Source organism: Pseudomonas sp. 18175, from assembly GCF_050432925.1.
Taxonomy (GTDB): Bacteria; Pseudomonadota; Gammaproteobacteria; order Pseudomonadales; family Pseudomonadaceae; genus Aquipseudomonas.
Genome location: NZ_JBKFTO010000001.1, coordinates 272349 through 288700 on the forward strand (window position 1 = coordinate 272349; position 16352 = coordinate 288700).

The following is a 16352-nucleotide window of genomic DNA, read 5'->3' on the forward strand; positions in this document are numbered from 1 at the left end:
TTCTGGAAGGAGTGTTTATGCGCGTATGGATCGATGCCGACGCCTGCCCTAGGGCGGCCAAGGACCAAGTGGTCAAGTTCGCCCTCAAGCGCCAGTTCGAAGTGGTGCTGGTGGCCGGGCAAAGCCAGATCAAGCCGAGCTTTTCCTGCGTAAAACTGATTGTGGTACCCAGCGGCCCGGACGCAGCAGACGACTACCTGGTGGAACACGCGCAGCCCGGTGAGCTGGTGATCTGCAGCGATGTGCCCCTGGCCGATCGGCTGGTGAAAAAAGGCGTAACGGCGCTCGACCCACGGGGCAAGGAATTCAGCCCGGCGAACATGAGTGAACGCCTGGCGGTGCGCAACCTGTTCACTGACCTGCGTGAACAGGGCCAGATGGACGGCGGGCCACCGCCCCATGGCGAGAAGGACAAGCAGGCGTTTGCCAATGCCCTGGACCGGATCCTCACGCGGTTGATGCGAGAAGCCTAACCGGTGGCGAGGGAGCTTGCTCCCGCTGGAGTGCGAGGCGCTCCCAAGATTTTTGGGCCGCTACGCAGCCCAGCGGGAGCAAGCTCCCTCGCCACATAAACTTCTGTGCCAGCATCGGTGTTCAGTCGTTCTCGTGGGTCAACTCCAGCACCCGATCCACCAACTTGTTGATCCCCGAAGCGACCTCGCTGATGTTCTTGCCCACCATATAGGCCGGCGTGCTCACCAGCTTGCGGGCCTTGTCTTCGACGATATCTTCCACCGCGCACTCCTGGTGCGTGGCGCCCATCTTGTCCAAGGCCGCCGCCGTATCAGGGCAGGTGCCGATGGTGCAGGTCACGCCGGGGCCGTAGATCTTCGCGGCCAGGGCAGGGGCGATGCAGATCAGTCCGACCGGCTTGCCCGATTCAGCAAACGCCTCGGCCAAGGCCAATACCTGGGGGTTAACGCTGCAACCGGCGCCCTCCACCGCAAAGTTCGACAGGTTTTTCGCCGCGCCAAACCCGCCGGGCACGATCAGCGCGTCGAAGTCTTCAGCGTTGGCTTCGCCGATGTCCTTCACCTCACCTCGGGCAATACGCGCCGACTCCACCAGCACATTGCGTGACTCGGGCATTTCCTCGCCGGTGAGGTGGTTGATCACATGCAACTGCGCAATGTCGGGGGCAAAGCATTGGACCTGAGCGCCGCGCTGGTCCAGGCGCAGCAGGGTGATCACGCTTTCGTGGATCTCTGCACCGTCGTACACGCCGCAGCCGGAAAGGATCACTGCAATCTTTTTGCTCATGGGCATTTCTCCTGGGGTCATGGCGTTAAATGTCTACTAATTTGTCACCTGTTGCCAATGGGGCTTGGCGCCACTACACCTACTCTAGATGTAACAAAAACAAACCGGACCAGACCATGGACTTCGTGCCTTACGCGGTACCGTTTTTCATCGCCTTGATCGTGGTGGAGCTGCTTGCCGACCGCTGGCGTGGCGAGCGCAACTACCGGGTGGCAGACGCCATCAACAGCCTCAGCACCGGCGTGCTGTCGACCACCACGGGCCTGCTGACCAAAGGCGTGGGGATTTTGACCTACGCGTTCGCCCTCAAGCACCTGGCGCTGTTCGAACTGTCTGCCCAGAGTGTCTGGACTTGGGTGTTTGCCTTTGTGTTCTACGACTTCTGCTACTATTGGCTGCACCGTATGGGCCATGAGCGCAATATCCTCTGGGCCGCCCACTCGGTGCATCACCAGAGTGAGGACTACAACCTCAGCACGGCCCTGCGTCAGACCAGCACCGGTTTTCTGCTGAGTTGGATCTTCTACCTGCCGCTGGCGGTGGTGGGTGTGCCGCTGCTGGTGTTTATCAGCGTGGCGTCCCTGAATTTGCTGTATCAATTTTGGGTGCACACTCGCCATGTGCCCAAGCTCGGCTGGTACGAGTGGTTCTTCGTCACCCCGTCCAATCATCGGGCCCACCATGCACAGAACGCTCTCTACATGGATCGCAACTACGGCGGGGTGTTCATTATTTGGGACCGGCTGTTCGGTACTTTCCAGGAGGAAGACGACAACGAGCCGGTGATTTTCGGCGTGACCACCCCACTGGCCAGCTGGAATCCGCTGTGGGCCAACCTGCAGTTTTATGCGCAGTTGTGGAGTGATGCGCGGCGCACCGAGCGCTGGAAGGACAAGCTGCGTATCTGGTTCATGCGCACTGGCTGGCGGCCTGAGGACGTGAAGGCCAAGTACCCGTTGGCCAAACACGACCTGAGCCAGTTCCGCAAATTCGAGGTGGCGCTGGACGTGCGCCAGCAGGTGTACATCGCCCTTCAATTTGCGGTGTATGTGGGCTTTGGCAGCTATTTGATGAATTTCGGCGAGGGGTTGCCCACCACGGCGCTGGTGGTGGGCTGGAGTGCAATGGCGCTGGGTTTGTTTACCTTGGGCGTGGCCCTGGAGAACCGCCCGTGGGCACTCAAGGCTGAATTGGCGCGGTTGGTATTGAATGTGCCGTTGGTATGGTTGGCGCCGCTGGTCGGGCTGTGGCCGGCCAGCAACTTGGGCTGGCTGGGCCTGGTCAGTTACAGCTTGTTGAGCGTGATCGGCCTCTACTGTTGCAGAAGCCGGCTTACTCCACTGGTGTCTTAGGCGCTTCAGCCGGGGCCGGCTCGGCAGCGAGTCGGGCCTTGGCGTCGGCACACGCCTCGCGGGCGATGCGCGCGTTCTTGAAGCGCCGGCGCAGCCACAGGCCGAAGCCCAGTACCAGCAAGGCGCCCAGCACCCACAGTTCGTACTTCTTCACGCTGCCCAGCATGCCTTCCAACACCGCACCGAAGTGGTAGGCGGCCGCGCCCAGTGCGGCGGCCCAGATCGCCGCGCCAATCCCGTTGAGGATCAGGTAGCGCAAGGGTGGATAGCCGGAAAGGCCAATCGCTACCGGCATGACCGTGCGTAACCCGTAGACGAAACGGAAGCTCAACACCCACAGATCCGGGTGCTTGCGGATATGCCCCAGGGCCTTGTCGCCCATCAATTGCCAGCGGGGCTTGCGTGCCAACAATTTGCGCCCGTGTTTACGGCCCATGTAATACCAAAGCTGGTCGCCGGCGTAGCTGCCAAAGAAGGCAACGACCACCACCAGGTTGATATCCATGTACCCACGGAACGCCAGGAAGCCTGCGAGAACCAAGATGGTCTCGCCCTCGAAGAAGGTGCCCAGGAAGAGCGCAAAGTAGCCGAAGTCATGCAGAAATTGTTGAAGCATGGTCTGGGGTGCTGGCGAAATGAACGCGCAGCCTACGCCTTCGTGAACATTCATGAAAGTATCGAGATGTGTCACGAAGTGAACAATTCCTACATAAACGACGAATGCGGCTACAGGTCGCATCGGCAAGCACAACTGTCATACCTTCGTCATAATGGCCGCTTATAACTGCAACGCTCGCCCGTATACGCGGGCTCAGGAGTCTGTCGTGAGCTTTACCCCTGCCAATCGCCTGTTCCCCGCAACCCGCCTGCGTCGCAATCGTCGTGATGATTTTTCTCGCCGCCTGGTACGTGAAAACGTCCTGACGACGAATGATCTGATCCTGCCGGTGTTTGTGCTCGACGGTGAGAATCGGCGCGAAGCAGTGGCATCGATGCCGGGTGTGGAGCGCTTGACCATTGATCAGTTGCTGATCGAGGCGGCCGGTTGGGTTGAGCTGGGGATTCCGGCGTTGGCACTGTTCCCGGTCACGCCTGCCGGGCTCAAGTCCCTGGATGCCGCCGAAGCCTGGAACCCGGAGGGCATCGCCCAGCGCGCCACCCGTGCCCTGCGCGAACGTTTCCCGGAACTGGGGGTGATCACCGACGTGGCGTTGGACCCGTTCACCACCCATGGCCAGGATGGCATTCTCGACGAAGACGGCTATGTTCAGAACGACATCACCGTTGATGCGTTGGTCAAGCAGGCCCTGTCTCACGCCGCAGCAGGCGCCCAGGTGGTTGCCCCGTCGGACATGATGGACGGGCGCATCCAGGCGATTCGCGAAGCCCTGGAGCTGGCCGGTCACGTCAATGTGCGCATCATGGCCTACTCGGCCAAGTACGCCAGCGCCTATTACGGCCCGTTCCGCGATGCGGTGGGCTCGGCGCTGAACCTGGGCAAGGCCAACAAGGCCTCGTACCAGATGGACCCGGCCAACAGCCACGAAGCCCTGCACGAAGTCGCGGCCGACCTGGCCGAAGGCGCTGACATGGTGATGGTCAAGCCGGGGATGCCGTACCTCGACATCCTTTACCGGGTCAAAGAGGAATTCAAAGTGCCGACCTTTGTCTATCAGGTCAGTGGCGAATACGCGATGCACATGGCTGCAATACAGAATGGATGGCTGAGTGAAGGGGTGATCCTTGAATCCCTGACAGCCTTTAAACGCGCCGGGGCTGATGGCATTCTGACCTACTTCGCCGCCCGCGCCGCTCAATTGCTTAGAGAGCAACAATAGCCCTCACAGGAACACTCGATGAATACCGAAGGACTCACAGACGTTGCTGTAAAAGACGCTCACCCGGTGGTTGAACAAGTCACCGAGACCCCACCGGAACTGGAACCGGCCCCGCCCGCCGTGGTGGCCGAGCCACCGGTGCCGGCGCCGGTGGCCGCGGTGACCAACCTGGATGACAGCAGCCTGTACATCCACCGCGAGCTGTCCCAACTGCAATTCAACATCCGCGTGCTGGAACAGGCGCTGGATGAGTCCTACCCCTTGCTGGAGCGGCTGAAATTCCTGCTGATCTTCTCCAGCAACCTGGACGAGTTCTTCGAAATCCGCGTAGCCGGCCTCAAGAAGCAGATCACCTTCGCCCGTGAACAAGCCGGCGCCGACGGCTTGCAACCGCACCAGGCGCTGGCGCGCATCAGCGAACTGGTGCACGGCCATGTGGACCGCCAGTACGCGATCCTCAACGACATCCTGCTGCCGGAACTGGAAAAACATCAGGTCCGCTTTATCCGTCGTCGCCACTGGACCACCAAGATCAAGACGTGGGTGCGTCGTTACTTCCGCGACGAGATTTCGCCGATCATCACCCCGATCGGCCTCGACCCGACGCACCCGTTCCCGTTGCTGGTGAACAAGAGCCTCAACTTTATCGTTGAGCTGGAAGGTATCGACGCCTTCGGCCGCGATTCGGGCCTGGCGATCATCCCGGCGCCGCGCCTGTTGCCGCGGATCATCAAGGTACCGGAAGAGGTGGGGGGCGCAGGCGATAACTATGTATTCCTGTCGTCGATGATCCATGCACACGCCGATGACCTGTTCCAGGGCATGAAGGTTAAAGGTTGCTATCAGTTCCGCCTGACCCGTAACGCCGACCTGGCGTTGGACTCCGAAGACGTCGAAGACTTGGCCCGTGCCCTGCGCGGCGAGCTGTTCTCGCGCCGTTACGGCGATGCAGTGCGCTTGGAAGTGGCGGATACCTGCCCGAAACACCTGTCGGACTACCTGCTCAAGCAATTCAACCTGGCCGAATCCGAGCTGTATCAAGTCAACGGTCCGGTGAACCTGACGCGGCTGTTCAGCATCACAGGCCTGGACAGTCACCCGGAGCTGCAATACACGCCGTTCACGCCGCAGATCCCGAAATTGCTGCAAAACAGCGAGAACATTTTCAGCGTGGTGAGCAAGCAGGACATCCTGCTGCTGCACCCGTTCGAGTCCTTTACCCCGGTGGTCGACCTGCTGCGCCAGGCCGCGAAAGACCCGCACGTGCTGGCTGTGCGCCAGACCCTGTATCGCTCAGGCGCCAACTCGGAAATCGTCGATGCGCTGGTGGACGCTGCGCGTAACGGCAAGGAAGTCACCGCGGTGATCGAACTGCGTGCGCGGTTCGACGAAGAGTCCAACCTGCAACTGGCCAGCCGTCTGCAAGCGGCCGGTGCGGTGGTGATCTACGGTGTGGTGGGCTTTAAGACCCACGCCAAGATGATGCTGATTCTGCGCCGTGAAGCCGGTGAAATCGTGCGCTACGCCCACTTGGGTACCGGTAACTATCACGCCGGTAACGCCAAGCTCTACACCGACTACAGCCTGCTGACCTCCGACGACGCCTTGTGTGAAGACGTCGGCAAGTTGTTCAGCCAGTTGATCGGCATGGGCAAGACCTTGCGCATGAAGAAGCTGCTGCATGCGCCGTTCACCCTCAAGAAGGGCATGCTCGACATGATTGCCCGCGAGACCCAGTTCGCCCTCGACGGCAAGCCTGCGCACATCATCGCCAAGTTCAATTCGCTGACCGATCCGAAGATCATTCGCGCGCTGTACAAGGCCAGCCAGTCCGGCGTGCGCATCGACCTGGTGGTGCGTGGCATGTGCTGCCTGCGCCCGGGCATTGTCGGCGTGTCGCACAACATCCATGTGCGCTCGATCATCGGCCGCTTCCTGGAGCACACGCGGGTGTTCTACTTCCTTAACGGCGGCGAAGAGCAGATGTTCCTCTCCAGCGCCGACTGGATGGAGCGCAACCTCGATAAGCGCGTAGAGACGTGCTTCCCGGTGGAAGGCAAGAAGCTGATCATGCGGGTCAAGAAGGAGCTGGAAAGCTACCTCACCGACAACACCCACAGCTGGAGCCTGCAGTCGGACGGCCGCTACGTGCGCAACACGCCAACCGGCAACCAGAACCCGCGCAGTGCGCAGGCGACGTTGTTGGAGAAGTTGGGTAGCCCGATTTTGACGGTGAACTAAAACCTGGTGTGGGGCGGGCTCTTGTGGCGAGGGAGCTTGCTCCCGCTCGGCTGCGCAGCAGCCGCCAGCTTTTGGGGGCGCTTCGCACCCCAGCGGGAGCAAGCTCCCTCGCCACAGCAATCCCTCTCCCACATCTTTTGCGGTGTGCTTTAGCGCACGTTCAGCGTGAACCCAACCCGCGTCAACCACTCCGCTTCCTGCGCAAAGTCCGCCTGGGTCAATTGGTTTTCATCCAGCCAGCCTTTGGGGAACAGCACGTCCAGGCTCTCGCCGTTGGCGCGCAGGGTCACTTGGGGCATTTCCTGGGTGCCACGGATGTGGTGGAACAAGATTGCGAAGCGCAGCAGCACGCACAGGCGAATCAGCTTGATGCCTTCATCACCGAACTCGGCAAACTTGTCCTTGGGGATATTGCGGCGATGGCCGCGCACCAGCAGGGCGAGCATTTGCTGGTCTTCGCGGGAGAACCCGGCGAGATCCGAGTGCTCGATCAGGTAGGCGCCGTGCTTGTGGTAATGGTAGTGGGCGATATCCAGGCCCACTTCATGCACCTTGGCGGCCCAGCCGAGCAGCTCGCGCCACACACCGTCTTCCAGGTCCCAGTCCTCGGCCACCTGGTCGAATGCGTGCAGGGCTTTGCGCTCAACGCGCGCCGCTTGTTCCAGGTCGACGTGATAACGCTCCATCAGCGAGCTGAGCGTGCGCTCACGCACGTCTTCGTGGTGATGGCGGCCCAGCAGGTCGTAGAGCACGCCTTCGCGCAGGGCGCCGTCACAGTGGTCCATGCGTTGCAGTTCTAGGGCGTCGAAGATGGCTTCGAGAATCGCCAGGCCCGCTGGGAAAATGGTACGGCGGTCGGGCTTGATGCCATCGAAGTCGATTTTCTCTGCGTCGCCCAGCTTGAACAGCTTGCGCTTGAGCCACGCCAGGCCTTCGGCATTCACCTCGCCAGTGCCGTGGCCGCCAGCCTTGAGGGCCAGGCCGATGGCACGGATGGTGCCGGATGAGCCAATGGCTTCATCCCAGGTCAGGCGGTGCAAGGCGTGTTCGATGCTCATGATCTCCAACCGCGCCGCCGTGTAGGCCTGGGCGTAGCGTGCCGGGGTGATCTTGCCGTCCTTGAAATAGCGTTGGGTGTAGCTGACGCAGCCCATTTGCAGGCTTTCGCGCAGCAATGGCTCAAATCTTTGCCCAATGATGAATTCGGTACTGCCCCCGCCGATGTCGGCAACCAGGCGTTTGCCAGGGGTGTCGGCCAGGGTGTGGGACACGCCCAGGTAGATCAGGCGCGCTTCTTCACGGCCGGAGATGACTTCTACCGGGTGCCCCAGGATCTCTTCAGCGCGGCGGATGAACTCGCCACGGTTGCGCGCTTCACGCAGCGCGTTAGTGCCGACGATGCGCACGGCGCCCAGGGGCATGCCGTTGATCAGTTGGGCAAAACGCTTAAGGCAATCGAGGCCGCGCTGCATGGACTCTTCATTGAGCTGGCGCTCGTCGTCGATGCCTGCAGCCAGTTGTACTTTCTCGCCGAGCCGCTCAAGGATGCGGATTTCGCCGTTCTGGGCCTTGGCCACGACCATGTGAAAGCTGTTGGAGCCCAGGTCGATGGCGGCGATCAGGGACAGATTCTTGGCTTGGGATTGCGGCATGGTGTGTGGGTCTCGGTCGATAACCTGACCATCGTGCCACGATCGACCGCTGGCGCCAACGCGTAGTGCGAGGGGATTTCCAATGAGTCTCTCGATAAGAGTCTTCTTTGCGGCGTGTAGGAGTTTTTTATGACGTTTGTATTACAAGTTAGATCGTTGCTGTGGTCCTCAATTTTAAAAGCCTTTGTTTTCAAGTCTTAAGAATATTTCCTACGCGATTCCGTGTTAATTGCATTGAGTGGTTTTGTATTTCGCACATCACTCTAAGCATTCTAGGTGGGTGGTCGCTGATAGTTCTTACGGATTTTGATATTTTTTCCTGCTTTATTATAAAGATGAAGTGTTGATACTTTGGTTCGGTATTTATGCCGTGGTGTTATTTATTTATGGGTGTGGGTTTTTAATGGGTAGGCACTTTGGTCGTGTACGCGTAAGGCCGAAAGTAATCCCTGTCCGTCACTCATTGTCTTTTATGCACGAGAGGTGATGCTTCATGAAATATAAAGCCAGTGTTGTCGCAGGTTCGCTGTTGGTGGCGGCTGTCAGCTTGAACGTTCAAGCAGCGGACTTGAAAGTCAAAGGCTATATAGCCCCTGCCAGTTGCAGTTTTACCATTGGCAACTCGGTTATCGATTATGGCCGGATTGACCCAAATACCCTGAGCCCGACCAACTACACCAAGCTCGCGAAGAAGAGTACGCCCTATGCCATCCGCTGCGGCAGCAACGCCACGGCCAAAATCGGCGTGAAGGTGGTGGACAACCGTTCGAGTACTCGGATAGCCGGCCTGATGACTTCCCAATTCGGCAGCGGCTACCGGGACAACTACAACTTCGGATTGGGGGCCACCGCGAAGGGGCAAAAGATCGGCGGGTATGTGGTGCACTTGCGTAACTCGGTTGCCGACGGTAAGCCCGCCTACGTCATTACCGACGAAGGCTACGGTGGAACTTGGGATCCTCGCAGTAGCGATTCCTTGGGCCACACCGCGAACATATCCAGTTGGCGCACGGGTGCGGCGATTACACCGGCACCTGTCAATACCGTCACCGGCAATTTGGAAGTTCAGGCGGTGATTAATAAGACCGCTGAACTTGATATGAGTAATCAAGTGAGTCTGGACGGTCAGGCCACACTTGAATTGCGTTATCTCTAAGCGATAGTTGAGGTCGGTACAAGTGGCTAAGTGCAGTTTTAACTTGTGCCGGCTTTTTTCTGTCCTGTAGTAAAGGAAAAACAGAGGGCTGCCAGTTTGCGAATTAAGTTTTTCTTGTCGCTGTCGACAGTTGTCGGTTTTTTAGTGTGCGCACCCGCATTGGCCGATGGCGTAGAGCCCGAAACCACGGTGATTGTACTTAATGAAGCCGACGGTGAGGTCAGTATGAACGTGAAGAATACTGATGCGACGCCGGTATTACTTCATTCGGCGATTGAAAATATCCCAGAAGATGGTGAGCCACTGGTTGTGATCACTCCGCCGGTAGCACGGGTTGACGCAGGCGAGCGGCAGATGGTCAGGTTTCTTTTTATAGGCGATTCACCGCTTAAAACTCAGCGCCTCAAACGTGCGACATTCGAAGGTATTGCCCAGGCGCGCCCCGGCTCAGGTGCGACGATCGGTATCAGCCTTCGGCAAAACCTGCCCCTGATCCTGCACCCCAAGGGTCTGCCCCTGCACCACGCACCGTGGGAGCTGCTGACCTGGCACTTGCAAGGCAAAACCCTGAGTGTGCGCAATGACAGCGCCTATGTGGTGCGCCTGGCTGACGAAGTGGTGTTGAAGCCGCTGCAGCGCAAGGTCTATCTGCCGCGCACCTACGTGTTGCCGGGTGAAACCCTCAGCGTGCCAATGGATACCGCACCGGTTGGCGCCACCGGCGTTTCGATTTCACCCGCGACCGTCTATGGGTTCACGGTGGAAAACTACGAAGCGCCAATCGTCGCTGCCGCGCAGTGACCTGCCATGAAAAAAAACTACGCTAGGCCACCCAATGTGGGGCTTCTACAGCGGCCCGATGAGCTATTCAGACGCAGTGGACTGAGCTTTTCGGTGTGCATGGCCATGATGTCGAGCGTTGTCGGCAGCGCACAGGCTGCACCCGCTGCTACGACTGTGGGTGGGTTTGACCTGGCTACCCTGCAGGCGCGTGGAATCAGCCCATCGGTGGCCCATTACTTTCGCCATGCTGCGCGTTTCAGTGAGGGCGTGCGCGTGGTGGACCTTACGGTCAATGGCGAGCGTATTGGCTTGACGGACGCCCGTTTTGATAGCGATGGCGAACTGTGTTTCACCCGCAGCCTGTTGGACCGAGCCGGCTTGCGTGTGCCCTCTGCGGTAATCGACAAACAGGCTGACCCCGCCTGCTATGACCTGCGGGGTGCTTACCCCAAGGCGATCGTCACGCTGCGACCCGGCAATGAAGAAGTGTCGTTGGTGGTGCCGACCGATGCCCTGCGGGGGCCGCAACGCGTTTCTGGCAGCTATGCGCGAGGTGGGACCGCAGCGCTGCTCAACTACGACATCCAGGCAGTCAACAGCCATTCGCGGGAAGATACGAACCGATATCTGTCGGCCTCCACCGAGGTGGGTTTCAACATGGGCGACTGGATAACGCGCAGTCGCCAGTTCTTTGTGTCCAATGATCACCGCTCAACGGCCGAGCATTTATATGCCTATGCGCAGCGTGACTTCCTGCCATTGGCGTCCACCTTCCAGGTTGGCCAGATTTCGGGAAACAACCCGGTTTTTGGCGGCGTTCAACTGATGGGCGCGCAGTTGTTTCCCGATGGCATTGAAGCGCCTCGCAGCAACGCTGGCGTGGTTGTCGAGGGGCAGGCGTATAGCCAGTCGCGGGTGGAGGTGCGCCAGTCCGGAGCTTTGATTTACACCACCGTGGTGCCGCAAGGGCCTTTCTCCCTGAGCAATCTGCCCTTGCTCAATGGCACCAGCGACCTTCAAGTCACGGTGATTGACACCCGTGGTGGGCAGCGCAGTTTTGTCGTGCCGGCGGCCACATTCCGCGCGGCGGTGCCGGTCAAGGCTGGCTATACAGCGTCTGTGGGCAAAATCCGGGATGTGGAGCGCCAAGGGCGCAAAGAGCCTTTGCTGGCAATGGGCAGCGGGACTTGGGCGGTGGGCAAGGGCAGTGCACTCAGCGCGGGTATGCAAGGCACCAATGACTACACCTCGGTGGGCGTGGCGATGGACAGCAGTTTTTCCGAGCGCTTTTCCCTAGGGCTGCGCAACAACCTTTCCCGCGATCATTCAAAAAAGGTGAAGGGAGCTCGTAACAGTGTTTCTGTCAGCGCGGGTTTACCGGCCAACGTGCAGATGGCATTGAGTGCCACCACCCAGACGCCGGGCTACCGCGATGTGCTCGATACGGTAAACCCAGACGTTAAAGGGGGGCAAAGCGCACGCTTCAAAAACCAATACACCGCCGGGTTCAGTTGGGCGAACCCGCAACTGGGCGGTTTTTCGATTGGCTACAGCCGGAGTGCCCATTTCAACAGCCGGACCACAGAGCATGTCCATGGGGCGTGGAACAAGAATTTCCGGTACGCCAACGTCGGCGTCACAGTCGAGTCCCAGGTCGGGCAATCGCGCCGTGTGGGCGACAGGGAAAAGGATGACGACGGGGTGGGAATCCGACTGCAAGTCAGCGTGCCCTTGGGTGGCGGCCGCAGTCTCAGCACCTACGCCCGTCGCCACGGCGAGCGCGCAAGTATTGGCGCAGCTTATGACGAGCGTGTTGATGACACCTTGAACTACCAACTGCGCAGCGACCATGACCTGGGCGAGCGCCGCGAAAACAGCGGCGGCGGCACCCTCAATGCAACATCCCGTTACGCTCAAGTGGGTTTGGGATTCAACCGGGATGGTGCCAGCACCAGCTATACCGGCCAATTGCAGGGGGCGGTAGTTGCCCATTCCGGCGGGGTGACGCTGTCGCCCTATCGGGTTGAGGACACCTTCGGCATCGCTTCGGTCGGTGATATCCCGGGCGCGCGGATCACTACCCCTCAAGGGCCGGTGTGGACCGACCCGTGGGGGAATGCGGTGATTGCCGGTCTGCCTGCCTATCAGGACAGCCTGTTGGATCTGGACGGCAAAAGCCTGCCGCGGCAAGTGGACATCAAGAACGGCACCCAGGCGCTGCAAGCCGGGCGCGGCTCGTTCAGCAAGGTCGATTTCGATGTGGTCAAGGTACGCCGGGTATTGCTGCGTGCCACGGATGTGCACGGCAAGCCGCTGCCACAGGGCGGTGCGGTGCTGGGAACCGACAACGCCTTGCTGACCACGGTTGTGGGGGACGGAATGATTTTCCTGAGCAATGTCCAGGCGCCGCAAACCCTCAAGGTGTCGTCGTCGAACGCCACGACTTGCGCACTGCAATTGGACCTTCCGGAGCGGACTTACAATGGTCAATTCTATGAAACGGCTGCTGCGACCTGCCGCTAAGCGGGCGGTTGGAAGCATCGTGGCACTGGGCGTGGTGTTGGGCTGCTTGATTCCGACAGCGCACGCTGCGAGCTGTCGACTGTTCCTGAGCCAATCTGTCATCGACTTCGGCCAACTACGTTCTGCTGATCGCTCTGCAAGCCTGGGCAGGCGTACGGTGCGGCTGAACGTTGTATGCCCTGAAAACAGCACTATTGCGCTGCGCTTCCAAGCTGACGCGGCGGATGGGCGAGGCTACCGTTTTGGGTCGCAGGGTTTGTTCGGCCTGGCACTCTTGCATCCCCAACTGGACGGGAAACCGGTCGAGCTGGCGCAGTTGTATAACCCTTCAGAGCGCAATGGCCAGATGCGGCCTGGCCAACCGTTGGTGGTAGTAGCGGGTGGGTTGCCGGCCAAGGGTCGTACGTTTTCTGCACAGGTGCAGGTGGACACCTGGCTACCGAGCGCGGCCACCGCTGTGCGCGATAAAACCACGCTGGAGGGCGGTGGGCGGTTCGAACTGGTGCCGGCCGGTTGATGGGTCAGGCGGGCACTTCGGTGGTGCGGATGAAGTTGGCCAGTTCCGCTGTCTGCGGGTCGGCAAACAACACCTTTGGATCACCGACTTCATGCACCTTGCCTTGGTGCATGAACACCAACTTATCCCCAACCTCCCGGGCGAAGCGCATTTCGTGGGTCACCATGATCAGGGTCATGCCGTCCTTGGCCAGTTGACGCACCACGCTGAGCACCTCGTTGACCAGCTCCGGGTCCAGCGCCGAGGTGATTTCATCGCACAGCAATACTTTGGGCGACATCGCCAGGGCGCGGGCAATGGCGACGCGCTGCTGTTGGCCGCCAGACAGGCGATCGGGGAAGGCGTCGAATTTCTCCCCCAGCCCGACGCGCTCCAACATCTGTTTGGCCAACTGGGCAGCCTTGGCCTTGGGTACTTTCTGCACCACCTGGGGGGCGAGCATCACGTTTTCACCCACGGTCAGGTGTGGGAACAGGTTGAACTGCTGGAACACCATCCCGACTTTCTGCCGCAGGCTACGCAGGTCGGCGCGGGCGGCGTCGAGGTATTCGCCGTCGACTTCGATCACGCCGTCGTTGATCGATTCCAGGCCATTGAGGGTGCGCAGCAAGGTGGATTTGCCCGAGCCGCTGCGGCCGATGATCGCTACCACCTGGCCTTCTTCAACCGTGAGGTCGATGCCTTTGAGGACGTGGTGATCGCCGTAGTATTTATGCAGGGCCGAAATTCTAAGCAGAGGCATGCAGTCTCCTTTCCAGGTAGCGCGCACTGAGGGACAAGGGGTAGCAGAGCAAAAAGTAACCAAGGGCCACCAGGCCGTAGACCATGAAGGGCTCGAAGGTGGCGTTGGCGAGCATGCCGCCGGTCTTGGTCAGTTCGGTAAAGCCGATGATCGAGGTCACGGCGGTGCCTTTGACCACTTGCACCGAGAAGCCCACCGTGGGCGCCACGGCAATCCGCAGGGCTTGGGGCAGGATCACGTAGCGCAATTGTTCAAGCGGGTTCAGCGCCAAGCTGGCCGAGGCTTCCCACTGCCCGTGGGCGATGGAGTCGACGCAGCCGCGCCAGATCTCGGCAAGGTAGGCGCTGGTAAACAGGGTCAGGGCAATGGCCGCTGCCAGCCACGGCGAGATATCCACACCCAGCAGGGCAATGCCGAAAAACACCAGGAACAGCTGCATCAACAGCGGCGTGCCCTGGAACAGTTCGATATAGGTACGGGCGACGTTGCGCGCGAATGCCTTGCTGCTGATGCGCATCGTCATCACCAGCAGGCCGATCACACCGCCGCCGATAAACGCCACCAACGACAGCAGCAGCGTCCATTGCAGGCCGGTGAGCAGGTTGCGCACGATGTCCCAGAACGAAAAATCACTCATCGGCTGTTCCTCATCACAAACCGGCGGCCGATCCAGTTGAGCAACTGGCGAATCATCAGCGCCATGCACAGGTACACCAGGGTGGTCAGGGCGTAGGTTTCGAAGGCGCGGAAGTTGCGCGACTGGATAAAGTTGGCGGCAAAGCTCAGCTCTTCGGTGGCGATCTGTGAACACACCGCCGAACCGAGCATCACGATGATGATCTGGCTGCTCAGCGCCGGCCACACCTTGCCCAGTGCCGGCAGCAGGACTACGTGGCGGAATGCCTCAAAACGTGTCATCGCCAGTGCAGCCGCAGCCTCCAATTGTCCACGGGGGACGGCCTGGATACCGGCGCGGATAATTTCGGTGGAGTAGGCCCCCAGGTTGATCACCATCGCCAGCACGGCGGCTTGCCACTCGGTGATTTTCAGCCCCAACGATGGCAAGCCGAAGAAGATAAAGAACAACTGCACCAGAAACGGCGTGTTGCGGATCAACTCGACATACACCCCGAAAAACCAGGCAAACGGCTGGATCTTCCACGCCCGCACCACGGCGCCGACGGTGCCCAGGGCCACCCCCAGAATCGCGCCGATGGCCGTCAGCTCAAGGGTGAACAGCGCACCGCGCAACAGCAGGTCGGTATTGGCCAGCACCGGCACAAAGTCAAATTGATACGCCATGAATCAGCTCCGCGTTCAGAGATCGGCAGGCAAAGGTTCTTTGAGCCATTGCAGCGCGTTCTTTTCCAGGCTGCCGTCGGCCTTGGCGGCGATCAGGATCTGGTTGACCTTCTCCAGCAGCGCCGGCTCGTTCTTGTTCACGCCCACGTACACCGGCGAATCCTTGAGTTTCACTTTCAGCGCCGGCACGCGTTTGGGGCTGCGTTCGCTGATTGCCACCATCACCACGTTGCCACTGGCGATCAGGTCGACCTGGCCGGCGAGGTAGGCGGCGATGGTGGAGTTGTTGTCTTCAAAGCGCTTGATGGTGGCTTCCTTGGGCGCCACGGCAGTCAGCTCGATGTCTTCGATGGCGCCACGGGTCACGCTGATGGTCTTGCCCTTGAGGTCGTCGAGGTTAGCGATGGCCGCGTCAGGCGGGCCGAACACCGCCAGGTAGAACGGCGCGTAGGCCTTGGAGAAGTCGATGACCTTTTCCCGCTCGGCGTTCTTGCCCAGGCTTGAGATCACCAGGTCGACCTTGCCGGTGGTGAGGAACGGGATGCGGTTGGTGCTGTTGACCGGGGTGAGTTCCAGCTTGACCTTGAGCTGGTCGGCCAGCAGCTTGGCGGTGTCGATGTCCAGGCCACGGGGCTTCATGTCCGGGCCGACCGAGCCGAAGGGCGGGAAGTCCTGGGGCACGGCGACCTTGAGGGTGCCACGGGCGACGATGTCGTCCAGACCGTTGGCCTGGGCGGGTGCCTGGCTCAGCATCAGGCTGGCAAACAGGGCAGTAAGCAGGGCGCTGTAGCGCTTGGTCATGGCAACTCTCCGAGAATGGCGAAGGAATTTTCTGAGTTTGCGCAGTGCACAGCCCATGCCATGACCGTCAAGATTGGCTGGAGCTCAGAGATTTGTTGACCTGCGGTGGTCTTACTGGTCTGAACAGTTGCTGGCTGTTTCGCACCCTTTTCGAGCGCCGATAAAACCCCGCGAGCCCCTTTGGG

Annotated in this window: 15 protein-coding genes; 8 read left to right on the forward strand and 7 right to left on the reverse strand. The window is 60.1% G+C overall.

Going from position 1 to position 16352, the window contains the following annotated elements:
• The first annotated feature begins 17 nt into the window (after positions 1 to 17).
• Positions 18 to 473, forward strand: coding sequence for a YaiI/YqxD family protein (locus ACLD1Y_RS01210; protein WP_429474716.1), 456 nt, complete (start codon positions 18 to 20; stop codon positions 471 to 473).
• Between the two features lie 121 nt (positions 474 to 594).
• Here ACLD1Y_RS01210 and elbB read toward each other — a convergent pair whose 3' ends face one another.
• Positions 595 to 1260, reverse strand: a complete 666-nt coding sequence (gene elbB / locus ACLD1Y_RS01215; protein WP_429474717.1) for an isoprenoid biosynthesis glyoxalase ElbB — start codon at positions 1258 to 1260, stop codon at positions 595 to 597.
• 116 nt (positions 1261 to 1376) lie between these two features.
• Here elbB and ACLD1Y_RS01220 point away from each other — a divergent pair, with 116 nt between their 5' ends.
• Complete coding sequence (locus ACLD1Y_RS01220; RefSeq protein ID WP_429474718.1) at positions 1377 to 2612, forward strand: sterol desaturase family protein; 1236 nt, start codon at positions 1377 to 1379, stop codon at positions 2610 to 2612.
• Here the strand turns inward: ACLD1Y_RS01220 and ACLD1Y_RS01225 are convergent.
• Positions 2593 to 3228, reverse strand: coding sequence for a DedA family protein (locus ACLD1Y_RS01225; protein ID WP_429475357.1), 636 nt, complete (start codon positions 3226 to 3228; stop codon positions 2593 to 2595). The two genes, ACLD1Y_RS01220 and ACLD1Y_RS01225, sit on opposite strands and share 20 nt — an antisense overlap.
• Before the next feature lie 208 nt (positions 3229 to 3436).
• Between ACLD1Y_RS01225 and hemB the strand changes: the two genes are divergently transcribed.
• On the forward strand, positions 3437 to 4450 hold the full coding sequence (gene hemB / locus ACLD1Y_RS01230) for a porphobilinogen synthase (RefSeq protein WP_429474719.1): 1014 nt from the start codon (positions 3437 to 3439) through the stop codon (positions 4448 to 4450).
• 18 nt (positions 4451 to 4468) lie between these two features.
• A complete protein-coding gene (ppk1, locus tag ACLD1Y_RS01235; RefSeq protein WP_429474721.1) occupies positions 4469 to 6691 on the forward strand; it encodes a polyphosphate kinase 1 in 2223 nt (740 codons plus the stop codon).
• Positions 6692 to 6840: 149 nt separating this feature from the next.
• Here ppk1 and ppx read toward each other — a convergent pair whose 3' ends face one another.
• Positions 6841 to 8343: an exopolyphosphatase gene (gene ppx, locus ACLD1Y_RS01240; RefSeq protein ID WP_429474723.1), complete on the reverse strand. Its 1503-nt coding sequence runs from the start codon at positions 8341 to 8343 to the stop codon at positions 6841 to 6843.
• A gap of 493 nt (positions 8344 to 8836) precedes the next feature.
• Here ppx and ACLD1Y_RS01245 point away from each other — a divergent pair, with 493 nt between their 5' ends.
• From ACLD1Y_RS01245 to ACLD1Y_RS01260, 4 genes are all read left to right on the forward strand, one after another.
• Entirely contained in the window at positions 8837 to 9499 is a 663-nt protein-coding gene (locus tag ACLD1Y_RS01245; protein ID WP_429474726.1) for a DUF1120 domain-containing protein, read from the forward strand.
• A 45-nt stretch (positions 9500 to 9544) separates the two neighbouring features.
• Complete coding sequence (locus tag ACLD1Y_RS01250; RefSeq protein WP_429474728.1) at positions 9545 to 10300, forward strand: fimbria/pilus chaperone family protein; 756 nt, start codon at positions 9545 to 9547, stop codon at positions 10298 to 10300.
• 105 nt (positions 10301 to 10405) lie between these two features.
• On the forward strand, positions 10406 to 12805 hold the full coding sequence (locus ACLD1Y_RS01255) for a fimbria/pilus outer membrane usher protein (RefSeq protein ID WP_429474730.1): 2400 nt from the start codon (positions 10406 to 10408) through the stop codon (positions 12803 to 12805).
• Positions 12777 to 13322 carry a hypothetical protein gene (locus ACLD1Y_RS01260; protein WP_429474732.1) on the forward strand — a complete coding sequence of 182 codons (546 nt, stop codon included), beginning with the start codon at positions 12777 to 12779 and terminating at the stop codon, positions 13320 to 13322. Before ACLD1Y_RS01255 ends, ACLD1Y_RS01260 begins: the two co-directional genes overlap by 29 nt.
• Before the next feature lie 4 nt (positions 13323 to 13326).
• On the opposite strand, the gene ACLD1Y_RS01265 is transcribed toward ACLD1Y_RS01260, so the two are convergent.
• The 4 genes from ACLD1Y_RS01265 to ACLD1Y_RS01280 are packed head-to-tail and all read right to left on the reverse strand — an operon-like array spanning position 13327 to position 16167.
• Positions 13327 to 14064 carry an amino acid ABC transporter ATP-binding protein gene (locus ACLD1Y_RS01265; RefSeq protein WP_429474734.1) on the reverse strand — a complete coding sequence of 246 codons (738 nt, stop codon included), beginning with the start codon at positions 14062 to 14064 and terminating at the stop codon, positions 13327 to 13329.
• The gene (locus ACLD1Y_RS01270) at positions 14051 to 14701 is read right to left on the reverse strand and encodes an amino acid ABC transporter permease (protein ID WP_429474736.1); all 651 of its coding nucleotides are present in this window, start codon (positions 14699 to 14701) and stop codon (positions 14051 to 14053) included. Before ACLD1Y_RS01270 ends, ACLD1Y_RS01265 begins: the two co-directional genes overlap by 14 nt.
• Positions 14698 to 15366 (reverse strand): amino acid ABC transporter permease, encoded by a 669-nt coding sequence (locus ACLD1Y_RS01275; protein ID WP_135290724.1) that lies wholly within the window; start codon positions 15364 to 15366, stop codon positions 14698 to 14700. The genes ACLD1Y_RS01270 and ACLD1Y_RS01275 overlap by 4 nt, the downstream gene beginning before the upstream one ends.
• A gap of 15 nt (positions 15367 to 15381) precedes the next feature.
• The gene (locus ACLD1Y_RS01280; RefSeq protein ID WP_429474738.1) at positions 15382 to 16167 is read right to left on the reverse strand and encodes a transporter substrate-binding domain-containing protein; all 786 of its coding nucleotides are present in this window, start codon (positions 16165 to 16167) and stop codon (positions 15382 to 15384) included.
• Between the last annotated feature and the right edge of the window lie 185 nt (positions 16168 to 16352).